Source organism: Acetobacter sp. KSO5 (assembly GCF_044094635.1).
GTDB lineage: Bacteria > Pseudomonadota > Alphaproteobacteria > Acetobacterales > Acetobacteraceae > Acetobacter > Acetobacter cerevisiae.
This window is the reverse complement of the sequence record NZ_CP172014.1, coordinates 2,715,426-2,727,735: the sequence shown is the minus strand read 5'-3', so window position 1 is coordinate 2,727,735 and position 12,310 is coordinate 2,715,426. Positions and strand designations below refer to the sequence as shown.

At 57.6% G+C, this 12,310-nt stretch carries 13 protein-coding genes and 1 tRNA gene; 6 read left to right on the top strand and 8 right to left on the bottom strand.

The genetic code is table 11. The features are described 5' to 3' along the window. Positions 1-8: 8 nt before the first annotated feature. The 7 genes from ACHQGU_RS12330 to ACHQGU_RS12300 form a co-directional block, all read right to left on the bottom strand. Entirely contained in the window at positions 9-1,115 is a 1,107-nt protein-coding gene (locus tag ACHQGU_RS12330; protein WP_395496435.1) for an anhydro-N-acetylmuramic acid kinase, read from the bottom strand. Between the two features lie 59 nt (positions 1,116-1,174). Continuing rightward, entirely contained in the window at positions 1,175-1,531 is a 357-nt protein-coding gene (locus ACHQGU_RS12325) for a hypothetical protein (RefSeq protein ID WP_395495207.1), read from the bottom strand. 22 nt (positions 1,532-1,553) lie between these two features. Then, positions 1,554-2,288, bottom strand: a complete 735-nt coding sequence (locus ACHQGU_RS12320) for a pyridoxine 5'-phosphate synthase (protein ID WP_395495206.1) — start codon at positions 2,286-2,288, stop codon at positions 1,554-1,556. Next, the gene (gene pdxA / locus ACHQGU_RS12315) at positions 2,285-3,256 is read right to left on the bottom strand and encodes a 4-hydroxythreonine-4-phosphate dehydrogenase PdxA (RefSeq protein ID WP_395495205.1); all 972 of its coding nucleotides are present in this window, start codon (positions 3,254-3,256) and stop codon (positions 2,285-2,287) included. The genes ACHQGU_RS12320 and pdxA overlap by 4 nt, the downstream gene beginning before the upstream one ends. Positions 3,257-3,280: 24 nt before the next feature. Then, on the bottom strand, positions 3,281-4,678 hold the full coding sequence (locus ACHQGU_RS12310) for a dipeptidase (protein WP_395495204.1): 1,398 nt from the start codon (positions 4,676-4,678) through the stop codon (positions 3,281-3,283). 92 nt (positions 4,679-4,770) lie between these two features. Continuing rightward, positions 4,771-5,433 carry a glycosyl transferase gene (locus ACHQGU_RS12305; RefSeq protein ID WP_395495203.1) on the bottom strand — a complete coding sequence of 221 codons (663 nt, stop codon included), beginning with the start codon at positions 5,431-5,433 and terminating at the stop codon, positions 4,771-4,773. Between the two features lie 50 nt (positions 5,434-5,483). Next, entirely contained in the window at positions 5,484-5,987 is a 504-nt protein-coding gene (locus ACHQGU_RS12300; RefSeq protein WP_082779356.1) for a protein-export chaperone SecB, read from the bottom strand. 248 nt (positions 5,988-6,235) lie between these two features. Here ACHQGU_RS12300 and ACHQGU_RS12295 point away from each other — a divergent pair, with 248 nt between their 5' ends. The 5 genes from ACHQGU_RS12295 (at position 6,236) to ACHQGU_RS12275 (ending at position 9,826) form a co-directional block, all read left to right on the top strand. After that, positions 6,236-6,586: a lipopolysaccharide assembly protein LapA domain-containing protein gene (locus ACHQGU_RS12295; RefSeq protein WP_395495202.1), complete on the top strand. Its 351-nt coding sequence runs from the start codon at positions 6,236-6,238 to the stop codon at positions 6,584-6,586. A 1-nt stretch (position 6,587) separates the two neighbouring features. Beyond that, positions 6,588-7,292 carry an orotidine-5'-phosphate decarboxylase gene (gene pyrF / locus ACHQGU_RS12290; RefSeq protein WP_395495201.1) on the top strand — a complete coding sequence of 235 codons (705 nt, stop codon included), beginning with the start codon at positions 6,588-6,590 and terminating at the stop codon, positions 7,290-7,292. Between the two features lies 1 nt (position 7,293). Beyond that, positions 7,294-7,956 carry a phosphoribosylanthranilate isomerase gene (locus tag ACHQGU_RS12285; protein ID WP_395495200.1) on the top strand — a complete coding sequence of 221 codons (663 nt, stop codon included), beginning with the start codon at positions 7,294-7,296 and terminating at the stop codon, positions 7,954-7,956. Between the two features lie 65 nt (positions 7,957-8,021). Further along, positions 8,022-8,112 (top strand) — tRNA-Ser (locus ACHQGU_RS12280). A gap of 106 nt (positions 8,113-8,218) precedes the next feature. Then, positions 8,219-9,826 (top strand): tyrosine-type recombinase/integrase, encoded by a 1,608-nt coding sequence (locus ACHQGU_RS12275; protein WP_395495199.1) that lies wholly within the window; start codon positions 8,219-8,221, stop codon positions 9,824-9,826. Between the two features lie 77 nt (positions 9,827-9,903). Here ACHQGU_RS12275 and ACHQGU_RS12270 read toward each other — a convergent pair whose 3' ends face one another. Continuing rightward, on the bottom strand, positions 9,904-10,542 hold the full coding sequence (locus tag ACHQGU_RS12270) for an HNH endonuclease (protein ID WP_395495198.1): 639 nt from the start codon (positions 10,540-10,542) through the stop codon (positions 9,904-9,906). A 1,038-nt stretch (positions 10,543-11,580) separates the two neighbouring features. Here ACHQGU_RS12270 and ACHQGU_RS12265 point away from each other — a divergent pair. Continuing rightward, complete coding sequence (locus ACHQGU_RS12265) at positions 11,581-12,126, top strand: recombinase family protein (RefSeq protein WP_043553669.1); 546 nt, start codon at positions 11,581-11,583, stop codon at positions 12,124-12,126. The last annotated feature ends 184 nt before the right edge of the window (positions 12,127-12,310 follow it).

Below are 12,310 nucleotides of genomic sequence, written 5' to 3'. Positions count from 1 at the left end.
AGATAGGGTTACAGCCTGCGGCCTGCGGGGCTGATGCCGCCACAGGTCAGCCGACCGCCGGGCATCGGGCAGGGCACGCCAGTCGTCGCGGGCAGGGAAAGGGGCAGCCCGCGCAGACTACGCACGGCCAGAAACCCGAAACATTCAGCTTCCAGTGCATCACCATCCCATCCCAGAGTTTCGACGGGCTGCACCGTGCCGGATAGTCTTTCCGCCAGCATATGCATCAGTGTCGGGTTGTGTCGCCCACCGCCGCAGACAAACCAGTGTAGTGGTTGCTCTGGCAGCGGGGTGCTGGCAATCGCGGCAGCAGTAAAGGCGGTGAGAGTAGCAGCCCCGTCCTGAACGCTCAGAGTGGAAATCTGTTCCAGCGCCTGATGGAAGCTTAGCCGGTCGAGTGATTTCGGCGGCGGTTTGTGGAAGAAGTCATGCGCCAGAAGGGTGGAGAGGCGGCCCGTATCAACCGTTCCCTGCGCAGCACAGGTGCCGCTAAAATCGCAGGGCTGGCCGGTATGGCGGAACATCCAGTCATCCAGCAAGGCGTTTCCCGGCCCGGTGTCACACGCCAGTACGTCGCCAGAGCGGGTCATGAGTGTGAGGTTGGCGACGCCGCCAATATTTAGCACAGCAGCGGGCGTGGCGTGCCCGTGCAGCAGGGCTGCATGGTAAAGCGGAGCAAGTGGTGCGCCTTCGCCCCCAGCCTGAACGTCAGCGGTGCGGAAATCATGAATGACGGGCAGATCCGTCGCGGCAGAGAGGCGGCTCGCGTTGCCAATCTGCCATGTGCGGCCCGGTGCATGCAGAATGGTCTGTCCATGCAGGCCAATAACATCCACAGGAGTGTTTCCTGCTTTGGCACGCACAGCCTGCACGGCCTGCGTGTGCACGTCGGTCAGTGCCTGTTCTGCGTCCAGCAGGTCTGCATCATCCGCGGAAAGGCTGGCTGCGCGGTCCAGAATATCGCGCAGGCGGGCACGGAGGGCGGTATCATAAGGGACTGTCAGAGACGGTCCGTGATGAAAAACCCTGATACCATCTGTTGTAATGAGCGCGGCATCCACGCCGTCCAGAGAGGTGCCGCTCATCAGGCCGATGGCTGTCAGCGGCGTGCGCATTGTCTCTTCCTGTGCATCCTGTGCGGAGAGAGACAGATCAGCTGAAGAATCAGTCCCTGTCATGGTGTAGCACCAGCAAAGGGTGCTGCACTGTCTATGCCGGGCAAAATGCGCCCCGTGCTGACCTGCCAGAGCAAAATACGGTCCTCACCATTGGTGGACACATGCAGGGCCAGAAGGTCATCCCGCACACGGGCCATGCTGATCAGATGTGTGCCAGCAGGCAGAACCGGACGCGCGGGGGCATCCTGCAAGGGAACAGCCGGGGCAGAAAGAGCGGCACTGGTGGGGGGCGTATGAGACCCCATCCGGTGGATAATCACGCCCACCAGCCCAAGGGTGCCCACCACAATCAGAATACCCATCCCGATGACGGCTGCCATCAGTGCTTTGGGCGTGCCCGGCGTTTGTTCCATAGTCTGTCCTGCTTGTCTCTGCTCAGCGCGCCGAGGCGGTCTGGATGTGGCGCTTCATGGTTTGGATCACAGTCGGTAGCCCATCAAAAATGGCCTGCCCGATCAGGAAATGCCCGATATTCAGCTCCATGATTTCGGGAAGAGCTGCAACGAGGCCGACATTTTCATAAGTCAGACCATGGCCAGCATGCACTTCCAGCCCTGCTGCGGCAGCCTGTGTTGCTGCGGCGCGCAAACGCTCCAGCTCACCTGCGCGACCTTCAGCATAGGCTCCTGTATGCAGTTCCACCACCTGTGCGCCTGCGGCAGCGGCGGCCTCAATCTGCGCGGGGTCGGGGTCAATAAACAGAGAAACGCGAATGCCTTTTTCCACTAAAGCCTGAACACGGGGTTTCAAAGCGGCGAGTTGTCCGGCAACGTCCAGGCCGCCTTCCGTGGTCAGCTCTTCCCGCCGTTCCGGTACAATGCAGCACGCATGCGGCAGCAGTTTGCAGGCGAGGGCGACCATCTCATCCGTGGCAGCCATTTCCATATTGAGCGGCGCTTCAACCTCTGCGCGCAGGCGCAGGAGGTCGGCGTCCCGAATATGGCGGCGGTCTTCCCGCAAATGCGCGGTAATGCCATCCGCGCCGGACTGCACAGCCAGCAGGGCCGCGGCAACCGGGTCCGGGTGGGCACCGCCGCGCGCATTCCGAACAGTGGCGACGTGGTCAATATTCACTCCAAGCCGAATGGCGGGGCGAGATGTGGTCGTCATGATGCCTTCCTTCGGTTTTCGGCCAGTTCTGCGGCCAGCCTGAGTGCGGCCAGCAGGCTGCTCGGGTCAGCTTTTCCAGTGCCTGCAATATCAAAAGCCGTTCCATGGTCAGGAGATGTGCGAATAATAGGAAGGCCCAGCGTGATATTCACACCTTCCGCCATATCCAGCGTCTTGAGCGGGATAAGACCCTGATCATGATACATGCACAACGCCACATCGTACCGGGCACGTGCGTCCGGCGTGAACATGGTGTCCGGCGGCAGGGGGCCGAAAATGGTCATGCCTTCGTCCTGCAAGGTGCGGATGGCCGGAATGATGCAGTCCAGCTCTTCCCGCCCCATCAGTCCGCCTTCGCCTGCATGCGGGTTGAGGCCCGCAACTGCCACGCGCGGGTTGGTCAGGCCAAAATCGCGCTTTAATCCCTGCACCGTGGTGCGGGCCGTGCGGATAATCAGCTCCGGCGTCAGTTGTTCAATCGCCTTGCGCAACGCCACATGCACGGTTACCGGCACAACCTTGAGGGACGGGCCCGCCAGCATCATGACATCCTGACCGGGCACGCCGCAGAGTTCAGCCAGATACCCCGTGTGGCCGGGATGCGTGAACCCGGCCTGCTTCACCACGTCCTTGCTGATGGGGTTAGTGACTACCGCAGAGGCCTCACCAGCCTGCACCAGACGCACGGCCTGCGTGATGCTGTCGATCACGCTGCCTGCGTTCCGGCTGTCCGGCGCGCCGGGGGTGACCGGCACAGCCAGAGATAACGGTAAAACCGGAATGGCATCCCGAAAAACCGTTCGGGCTTCATGAATGTCTCCAAGAACACGAACAGGAGCCTCTGTTTCCAGAAGAGCCGGGTCTCCCAGAAACACAAAGGCCGGTCCGCTTTCCCGCAGCGCCTGCCAGGCCTTCACGGTAATTTCCTGGCCTATGCCTGCCGGGTCACCTTGTGTCAGCACCAGCATGGTGGTCAGTCCCTCAGTGGTTTGTCAGTGTGTTTTCCGGGCAGCCAGTGCGTACAGCACCCGGATCCATGAGCGCATGCCTTTGTGGAAGCAGGTCAGGTCATACTTCTCGTTCGGGGAATGGACGCGGTCATCTTCCAGCCCGAAGCCAATGAGCAGGGAGTCCATGCCCAGCGCTTCCTGTACTTCCGTCACCACAGGGATGGAGCCACCACAGCCGATGACGGCTGCCGGATGTTGCCATTCTTCTTCCAGCGCCTTCAGGGCAGGCGGCAGGAACGGCATATCCGCAGAGACAATGCTGGCGCGGGAGCCACCATGTGCCGTGAATTCTGCCTTACAGTCTGCCGGCAGGCGGGTTTCAACATGGGCACGGAAGGCTGCACGAATGGCTTCCGGGTCCTGATCGCCGACCAGACGGAAGGAGACTTTCGCCATGGCTTTGGAGGGCAGAACCGTCTTGAAGCCCTTTTCCTCATAGCCGCCGCTGATACCGTTAATCTCGCAACTCGGGCGGCACCATGTCTGTTCAAGAGCCGTATAGCCAATCTCGCCAGCAGGCAGGCTCAGGCCAACCGGAGCAAGACCTTCTTCGTCACTCGGGCCGATCTTGCGCCACAGGGCACGCGTTTCTTCCGGGATGACCGGCACGCCCTCATAAAAGCCCTGCAGTGTGACCCGGCCCGTTGCGCCATCGCGCAGGTCAGACAGGATATCGCACAGAAGCTGAATAGGGTTCCGGGCCGCGTTGCCATACATACCGGAATGCAGGTCACGGTTTGCGCAGGTAATGGTGACTTCCTCGCCCACCATGCCGCGCAGCATGGTGGTGATGGCGGGCATGCCACGGCCCAGCATGCCGGTGTCACAAATCAGCGCAACATCGGCTTTCAGTTCATCCCGGTTGGCTTCCAGAAACGGCAGCAGGTTCACGCCACCAGATTCTTCCTCGCCTTCAATCAGCATGGTCACACTCAGCGGCAACGTGCCGTCGGCAGCGCGCAGGGCGCGGCAGGCCTCCACAAAGGTCATCACCTGCCCTTTGTCATCGGCAGCGCCGCGGGCTGTGATTTCCATGTCACCCGTCGGGCCTTTGATCAGAACCGGCTCAAACGGAGCAGAAGTCCAAAGGTTTAGCGGGTCAACTGGCTGCACATCATAATGACCATAGAACAGCACATGCGGGGAGCCTTCCGGTCCTTTGGCATGCGCCACAACCATCGGGTGGCCGGGCGTTTCACGCGTGCTGGCGTCAAAGCCAATCTCGCTCAGCTCCTTCACCAGCCATTCCGCTGCCTTGCGGCAGTCGGGGGCATGGTCGGGCTGGGTGGAAATGCTGGGAATACGCAGCAGGTCAAAAAGACGCTTCAGGCTGTCATCCAGCCCTTTGTCTGCCAGATCAAGAGCGGCCTGTTCTGTCATTTTTTCATCCTCTGCATCGTAGGGCTCAAATACGTCAGGCTCAGCGGCCTGTGATGCTCATGCAATCACACGATTTGAAGGCAGAGGGAAGGTTAGAAACCGTCTGGGGTGAAATCAGCCAGAAATTGATACAGCAGGTTGGGCGTGTACCCGTATTCCACTGCCTGCACGGCTTGCGGCTGAGTAATGCGATACCATGCAGGGTCAAACTGGCTGGAAAGCGGCACCGTATCCGGCATGCTCTTGTCCGCATGCAGCAGATGAATGAACGGGGAGAGATGCGCCAGTTCCGGGTTTTCCGGCCTGTTGCGAATATAGATTTCCGGGTTGAAAAACAGATGTCCGGACCGATGTTCCTTATCGCCTGACCGCAGGAAATGGTCATAGCCGTTGGCAAACCCGTTTTTCTCCAGGTTGGCCAGACTGATATCCGGAGAGCGGGACGTATAATACCGTTCGGAGAACAGATAGTGGGGGGACTGCGTTTTGAACCCGCTGCGGCAGTAATGCTCAAAGCCTGACCGGCAGCGGTTGGCTGCAATCTCAGTCAGTGCTTCCGAGCAGTTCCGCCGATACCATTCTTCATCAAAATAGCGGTTAGGAGAATGACCGGAAAACGCCCCCTGATCCTCGTACCATGCCTTGAGATCCGCATCCGGGAGCGAGATGACGTCTCCCAGAACAGTTTTATATTCCTGCCGGTACCACTCTGGGTCAAAGGCTTTCCACAGGGGAGGGAACTGGAGAGATGTCATCGCATCAGCCTTTCTTCAAACCAACGAGAAGAGCAGGGCGCTGGAGTTTATCAGCCCTGAGCGCGGCGGTTGCGCCAGAGTTCCGCAAAATCGATCTGCTGGACCACAATTGGCAGGAAGCCGGCTTCACGACTTAACGTAACCAGCAGGTTCCGCGCGCCGGGGAACAGCAGGCGCGGGGCTTCAATCAGCAGGAGCGGCTCAAATGTTTCCGCCGTCGAATGATTGAGTGTGAAAATCCCGGCATAGGTCATCTTGGTTTCAAACAAACGCACCGGCTCTTCACCATTCGGGCCCGGAGCCGTCTGGCCCTGACAGTGCATGACCAGCTCGACCTCAAAATTCGGCATGTTTTCGCCAATCTGATTGGCGCGGACATCAACCATAATGGCAATCTGCGGCCGTTCCTGAGCAAGGGCATAAACGGTCGGGGCGCCAATAACCTGAAATGTGACGGCCTTGACGTATTGGATTCCCATCAAAACGCCGGGTTTTGCGGAGGAACTTGCAGCACCGCCAATAGAATCTGTCATAAAATCGTTCTGGTCAGCCATGGTGTGCAAAGGCTCCTGTCGTCAAATTTCAATCTATGGTGGGTAAGGAAGAAAAGCGCCAAAGTACGGGATGAGTAACAGATTAGTGCCTGATGTGCGAGGGGGTAGTCCGTTTATTGCCCCATGAGAACAGTATTAAAATATCAAACCTTAACAAAAATTTGGGGTATAGCGAGGTAGTCGGCTCTTGCGTCTTTTCTTTCATCTGATTCCTTGCTCTCCGTACACTGGAAGGCTACGAGAAACCCATGATCAGACTCACTGTTGTTATCCCCTTCCTGCTGGCTCTTGTCATTTTCAGCGCCAGTAATCAGGACCCGCTGGATATGTGGCTGCTCACCTATAGCTGGAAGTGTTCAGCTGGGGTGCTGGCCCTGATCGTCGCGGCGACGGGCTTTATCATGGGGGCGTTCTGCCTGTGGGCAGCCGAGCTGGTGCAGCGCCGCCGCGCCCGCAAGGCGGAACAGCGGATCAAAGAGCTGGAAGCGCAGCTGGCGCAGGTGCAGGCGGCGTCTGCCGTTGCTCCGCAGGTTGTGGCTCCCGCACCATCCGTGGCTGGTCATGCCTCTCCTTCTCCCGTGCAGGAAGATCGTATCTGACATGAAGCGTAAGACTGGCCTGATTGCGGCACTCGATACACAAAATGCCGCGACGGCGCAGGCATGGGCGCAGGCGGTGGCGCCATCCGCCGGGGCGGTAAAGCTTGGGCTGGAATTTGCCTATGCGGCAGGGTTTCAGGCTGTGGCCGACGTAGCGGGCGCAACCCCGCTGTTTCTGGACCTTAAGCTGCACGACATTCCCAATACGGTTGCTGCGGCCATTAAATCCCTGTCCAGCCTGCGGCCCAAGATGCTGACGCTGCATGCTTCTGGTGGCCTGGCCATGATGGAAGCTGCCCGCAAAGCGTGTGATGAGGCTTTTCCGGCTGATGCCCGGCCCGCGCTGCTGGCTGTTACAGTGCTGACCAGTCTGGATGATCATGCTCTGGAACAAACCGGCGTGATGGACGGCGCACGGGCGCAGGTGCTGCGGCTAGGCAAGCTGGCCATGCAGGCCGGGATTGATGGGCTGGTCTGCTCTGCGCATGAGCTTGCTCCCCTGCGGGATACGCTGGGTGATGCGCCTTTGCTGGTCACGCCGGGAATCCGGCCCGCTGGCAGTCAGGCGGGAGACCAGAAGCGGATTATGACTCCCCGGCAGGCCAGTCAGGCCGGGGCCGACTGGATTGTAGTCGGCCGTCCCATCACGCAGGCAGCAGATCCGGCCGCCGCTGCGGCTGCCATTACGGCAGAACTGGCCGCGTAACATGGCACATGATCCGGCCTCTGGTGCTCGTGGTGTTAAAATTTGCGGACTGACGGAAGAGGCCGGGTTTGATGCCTGCATCGCACATGGCGCGGACTGGGTGGGGTTCGTGTTTTTTGACCGCTCCCCCCGCTGCGTGACAGCCGCGCAGGCCCATGCGCTTTCTGCCCGGCATACCGGAGGCCCTGCGCGCGTCGGGCTGTTTGTGCATCCTGATGATGAGACTCTCGCCCGTGTGCTGGAGGGTGTCTCGCTGGATATTTTGCAGATCTATGCTTCTTTTGAGCGGGCCACTGAGGTGCGTGCGCGCTTTGGGTTGCCTGTCTGGCTCTCTCAGCCAGTGTCTGCGTGCGCTGATTTGCCGGCGCACTGCCCCGCCGGAGTGGAAAGACTGCTGATTGAGCCAAAGCCGCTCGCCAGCGCGACGCGCCCAGGAGGCAATGCCCAGCAACTGGATTGGGGACTGATGAAGGGCTGGCTGCCGACTTTTCCGTGGATGCTGGCGGGCGGCCTGAACCCGGCTAATGTGGCGCAGGCTGTGGCGATAACCGGCGCTCCCGCGGTGGATGTGTCCTCCGGGGTGGAAAGTGCGCCCGGTATCAAAAGCCCGGATGCCATTGCCCGCTTCATCCAAAATGCCCGATCGGTCACTTTTTCGGCCTGACGGGCAAAAACGCTCGTTTTCCCTCTTGCCTGATCCGTCAGAATTGCTATTACCACTCCCGCGCCGGAGAGATGGCCGAGTGGCTTAAGGCGCACGCTTGGAAAGCGTGTGTACGTTAATAGCGTACCGAGGGTTCGAATCCCTCTCTCTCCGCCAGAATGTAATTTCCCCTGAAAAAACAAGCACTTAAGCCAACCTGTCACGACAGGATTGTATTGTGCAGTTACATGCTCAGCGCTACATATCGGCAGGTATGGAAGACATGCACAGTATATTCCGGCGGACCGGTGCTCAGACATGGAGCGTCCGGTTTCATGTCCCTCGTGACAGGCGTTTTGACGTAGGCAAGGCATACGGAACAAAGAGCGGCCATAAGGCTGATGTGGTGAGAACTCTGGGCACCACAGACCGTAAAGCAGCGATGGGCAGGCGTCCAAAGGCTCTTGAGGCTATCCGTGCAGAGATCGATGCAAAACTTCAGGCAATCGGTCTTGCGCCTCTTGATGGTGGCTGGAAGCCTGACTGGGCCTTTGCATGGGATGATGAAGAGAAAGCTGTAGCAGAAGGGCTTGCGGCCCGGAGGGAGATTACCAAGGCATCGGACCGGGAAGACGAGGCTGAAGAGCTCTATACAGCGACCGCTGACGGAAGCATTCATTCCACGACAATACGGACAAGCCCCCGCGATCGGAAGGAAAGCCAGCTACGGGACCTCATAGCGGAACAGTTGGGTGAACTCCGGGACGCAGGCAAACCTGTGGGGCCACATTATGACCGTTTCGCCGCTGTTGCCTTTGGTGAAGAGACGCCTCTCGGCCCCTTGCTGGACCGCTGGGAACAGGAGAGAGACAGAAGCGTCAGCAAGGCTTCACGGGCGATGGACAAGGCTGCTTTCAATCACTTCGCCAGTTATCTTGCCGAACATGACAGTCAGTGGCACGCCAGTCCAATAACAGACGTTATGAAGCACCTTAGAGCCAAAGCGCTGGAGAGACTGGAGCCGAGGGTGCTGGGGGGCTTTACGGAGTGGCTGTTGGGCAGCGCTGGTCTGACTGCTAAGACTGTGGGAAGCCGGGTCAGTCCTCTCAAGATGTTCTGGGACTGGTGCATTCGCAAGCATATCATCTCTGGCCCGAACCCGTGGGATGGTGCCACCCGAGGCCTGAAACAGCAGGCAGCACGTCAGGGCAACAGCAGACCAAAGCGCCGTGAGTTCTCAGAAGGTGAACTGCTGGCCCTCTTGCAGGCTGATCCTGATGCAGGGAGGCGATGGACATGGGGACAGGCTATCCGTGATCTGATGCCCTTGGCTCTCCTGACTGGGGCCAGAGAGAACGAACTGTGCAGCCTGACGGTGGACAAGGTTGTGCAGCTTCCGGGGGCTGATCTGCTGGGCATTGCTGTGCTTGAAGAGGACGCAAAGACAGACAGTTCCGTCAGGCAGGTTCCGCTGCATCCTCTGGTCAGACCCATGATCGAAAGAAGGCTGGCTGCTGCTATAGCCACAGGTGAACCAGACGCTCCTTTGTTTCCTGAGTGCAAGCCCGGAGGGCCAGCAGGGAAGCGGGGTTACTATTTCTCCAAACGCTTTACAGAGTTCAGGCGGGATGTGCTGGGCGCGGCATCGGATGGTTTGGTGACGTTCCACAGCTTCAGAAAATGCTTTGGCACATTCATGCGCAGGGCTGCTGTGGCTGGTGTGTCTGAATGCCAGTTATCGGTTGCTCAGAAGCTGATGGGCCACAAGCCTCAGACGATCACGGAGACCACGTATATGGAGGCAGAAATGCCTTGGCGGGTCTATGAAGCTGCCATTCTGGGCATGGTGGACAAAGGGCTGCCGGAGAAGGTCTTGGCTTCCCTCAGCTAAAAAGCCCCACAAGATGCCAAGGAGCGTGGTTGCGCTTCAAGATTTCTTGTGGGGCTGTGTCGTGTGGCCTTGCCGGATTAGTGAGTGGTGAAGTTACATTCCAGATGAACAGGAAGTGGTGGACCATAGCTTTCTGGGATAGCTATGATAGCGGTAGAAGTGTGCTGATCGTAAACCAGCCTCTCCAGCCTTTGGTGGTCCGCGAGGTCGTCTCCGTAGCTTGCTTGCGTCCCTTCGTAGAGTTCTTCGTCGTCCTCTAGAAAATCCAAGAGTGATCGAACTGCGGTGAGGTCGTAGCCGATTTCGTGAGCAATCTTTTCTGGTGTCTTGCCGGATTTTTGCAGGAGTGACACTCGGTTAATGAGGTTGGGCAGAGCGTTCTTACGACTACCCTTGGAACGGCCTTTCAGGATTGCATCGTGAGCATTATCCTTGGGAGTGCCAAGCATCAGGTGATCAGGATTGCAGCAAGCGGGATTGTCGCAAAGGTGCATCACAACCATACCTTCTGGGATGGCCCCGTATTTGGCTTCGTAGGCCACTCGATGCGCTAGAGCTTTTTTTCCGTTCTCCCTAAGTCGAACGTGACCACCTCGTGGGAGGGCTGCCCCTCTGAATGACAGGCAAGGGGAGGTGATCTGACTGCCTTCCGGCGGAGGTGTTTCAACACAATTTGCGCGAAGTCTTTCAATGGCTGGTAAGGAAGTTCTGGTCATGGTCGGTGTATCTCCTTTTTGTGGGAATGAATTGACTTGAAGTCATTTGGCGATACACGGCAGCCCTCTTAAAGGGTCCTTTATAGTTATCCTTATTATTATTCTTTATATTAGAAGGATAGGATACCTTTAAGGGTCTTAAAGGCCCCTATTAGGAACCTCTAAGGTCGTTCTGTATCAATACGCTGCATTTTTGCACTCAGGGCTTTATAGGTGCCCTAAAGTGGCTGTTTCTCTCGCTCTCGCTCAAGAGAGAAGACACAAAGAAAGACTGGTCTTCAGAGAGATCTTTAGACAGGTTTTTGGCTGATCAAGATCCTGATTGCCATGTGCCACAAAAAGCAGGGCATGCCTCTCAGAGACTCACAGAGGCCCGCTGAATGGTATCATGTGGTTCCTTGCTCTCATTGTGCCGGAGAAGGTCTAGAAGCGTCTCAGGAGTCAAATACGGGGCTTTGAGGGTGGGGAAGTGAAAATTCCCTCCATAGGTTTTTCTCCGGTTTTCATAGAGTGAACGCTTCCGACAACGATCGAACAACAGCAACAAAGATTGACTTTAGGCTTTGTTTTGAAACCAAAAATCCTCTGAAAACTGCGCTCGGTGGCCCGTTTGGAGTCCCTGTTACGCTCTGACCATAGCCCCGGATGCCGTGGTGTGCTCCTTGCCAGACGGTGTGCCTGTTGCCTCTCAAGCATTAACTAGCTGTAACCTTAGGCTGAGTGTCTTTGGATAACAAAGAACCGACATACAGCCTGCGCTCCTCACCACGCTCTGAGAGAGTCATAGAAGCCCGTAGAGGCGCATCTGCCTTGTTCTGGCTATCTGACAGCCATGAATGCAGATAGGACTCTGTGCGGGCTTCTGTGAGTCTTTGAAATGGACTGGTGTCCATGCGTATGGAACATTGGGGTATACCTGTGAGTGCTAGAACATGATGGGGCGATTGTGCGGAACATTTAGATTGACTTTGGGTTTATGTTCCACATAGATCATCAGGTCTAAAGCCTAATGTTCCAATTCAGCAGGACACTCATGCAATGCGTTACGGATATGCCCGCGTTTCAACGATAGACCAGAACACGGAAGCACAGGTGCAGGCGCTGGAAGCTGCTGGGTGTGATGAAGTCAGAGCAGAGCAAAAGACCGGCACCAAGATGGAAGGGCGGGATGAACTGACAACCCTCCTTCAATTCATGCGCGAGGGGGATACGCTGGTCGTGACGCGGATAGACCGACTTGCCCGTTCGGTTGCTGATCTTCAGAAAATTGTTGGCATGCTAAAGAGCAAAGGCGTTGCGCTGCAATGCACAGAACAGCCCGTAGACACGTCAACAGCGGCAGGAAAAGCCTTTCTGGATATGCTGGGAGTGTTCGCTGAGTTTGAAACCAACCTACGGAAAGAACGCCAGCTTGAAGGGATAGCGCTTGCAAAGGCGAAAGGTGTCTACAAAGGCCGCAAGCCAACGGTTGACCGTGAAGAGGTGAAGAAACTGAAGGCGGAGGGGCTGGGTGCGACAGCTATCGCTCGTCAGCTTGGCATCACACGCCAGCACGTTAACAGGTGCCTTCGGGCTGTGGCTTGAGCCAGTGGCCTCTTGTGAGGGGCGTGGACAGGCGAACAGTGTTAGCGTTAAGGAGTGAATGAGGCAGTTCTAACAACAGGCTGTAGTGTGTAGCTACGCCATACAATGCTGTAGTGACATGTTTTTTGGCGGTTTTCTGCGGTAAATTGCTCATGGCGTGAGAGTCCCTCTCTCTCCGCCAGAT

Coding starts and splice junctions, on each gene's coding strand:
- ACHQGU_RS12330 (WP_395496435.1), bottom strand. CDS start 1,115: ATGCGCACGCCGCTGACAGCCATCGGCCTGATGAGCGGCACCTCTCTG.
- ACHQGU_RS12305 (WP_395495203.1), bottom strand. CDS start 5,433: ATGACATCTCTCCAGTTCCCTCCCCTGTGGAAAGCCTTTGACCCAGAG.
- ACHQGU_RS12310 (WP_395495204.1), bottom strand. CDS start 4,678: ATGACAGAACAGGCCGCTCTTGATCTGGCAGACAAAGGGCTGGATGAC.
- pyrF (WP_395495201.1), top strand. CDS start 6,588: ATGAAGCGTAAGACTGGCCTGATTGCGGCACTCGATACACAAAATGCC.
- ACHQGU_RS12295 (WP_395495202.1), top strand. CDS start 6,236: ATGATCAGACTCACTGTTGTTATCCCCTTCCTGCTGGCTCTTGTCATT.
- ACHQGU_RS12325 (WP_395495207.1), bottom strand. CDS start 1,531: ATGGAACAAACGCCGGGCACGCCCAAAGCACTGATGGCAGCCGTCATC.
- ACHQGU_RS12300 (WP_082779356.1), bottom strand. CDS start 5,987: ATGGCTGACCAGAACGATTTTATGACAGATTCTATTGGCGGTGCTGCA.
- ACHQGU_RS12265 (WP_043553669.1), top strand. CDS start 11,581: ATGCGTTACGGATATGCCCGCGTTTCAACGATAGACCAGAACACGGAA.
- ACHQGU_RS12320 (WP_395495206.1), bottom strand. CDS start 2,288: ATGACGACCACATCTCGCCCCGCCATTCGGCTTGGAGTGAATATTGAC.
- ACHQGU_RS12275 (WP_395495199.1), top strand. CDS start 8,219: ATGCACAGTATATTCCGGCGGACCGGTGCTCAGACATGGAGCGTCCGG.
- ACHQGU_RS12270 (WP_395495198.1), bottom strand. CDS start 10,542: ATGACCAGAACTTCCTTACCAGCCATTGAAAGACTTCGCGCAAATTGT.
- ACHQGU_RS12285 (WP_395495200.1), top strand. CDS start 7,294: ATGGCACATGATCCGGCCTCTGGTGCTCGTGGTGTTAAAATTTGCGGA.
- pdxA (WP_395495205.1), bottom strand. CDS start 3,256: ATGCTGGTGCTGACACAAGGTGACCCGGCAGGCATAGGCCAGGAAATT.